The sequence below is a fragment of the Synechococcus sp. R55.8 genome (genome assembly GCF_047461895.1).
In the GTDB taxonomy this organism is placed as follows: Bacteria; Cyanobacteriota; Cyanobacteriia; order Thermostichales; family Thermostichaceae; genus Thermostichus.
This window is the reverse complement of record NZ_JANSIB010000198.1, coordinates 1-510: the sequence shown is the minus strand read 5'-3', so window position 1 is coordinate 510 and position 510 is coordinate 1. Positions and strand designations below refer to the sequence as shown.

The window sequence follows — 510 nt, the reverse complement described above, 5'->3', positions numbered from 1 at the left end:
ACTGGTATAGCCAATGGCTGGAAACTCGGGAGCGCAGATATTTGGAGCACTCGCTTATCTACAACGAGGATGACTGCCGGGCTACCCACCGCCTAAAAGACTGGCTGTCCCAAGGAGTCCTCCATGCCGAATGATGCGAATAAATTGACAAAGACGGCCTATCCCCAGCCGCAAATGCCGCAGCTTGCGCCGCCAGTCTTGTGGCCAGTTGCTGAGGTTTCGTTTAGAATCAGGCAGGACTGTTTATGTTTAGTTTATCAGGGGAATCCCATGCTGTTGAAATCTCATGAATCTCCTCGCTATCAGGGCAGAAACCGTCGCGGTCGTGGGGGATCGGCACGTAAGCGCCAACTGGACAAACGGAACCGCGCCTTGATGCAACGATTACGACAACGAGAGCAAGCTCTCAACTCTCGATCTTCTCGGCAGGGGCAAGTCAACCCTGCCTTTTTTGTGCTTGCTTCTTTTTTCCCTCAGCCTGGCTACAAGGGATCCCGCTTGGCTGCCTGA

Annotated in this window: 2 protein-coding genes; both read left to right on the top strand. The window is 53.5% G+C overall.

Features of this window, described 5'->3' with window-relative positions; translation table 11 throughout:
* The coding region (locus NW829_RS12340; protein ID WP_414417213.1) for a ribonuclease H-like domain-containing protein at positions 1-134 on the top strand (134 nt) is incomplete at its 5' end.
* A gap of 136 nt (positions 135-270) precedes the next feature.
* Positions 271-510 (top strand): hypothetical protein, encoded by a 240-nt coding sequence (locus NW829_RS12335; protein ID WP_414412811.1) that lies wholly within the window; start codon positions 271-273, stop codon positions 508-510.

What these genes read in the sequence shown, in the direction of transcription:
- NW829_RS12335 (WP_414412811.1), top strand. Translation starts at nt 271, where the DNA reads ATGCTGTTGAAATCTCATGAATCTCCTCGCTATCAGGGCAGAAACCGT.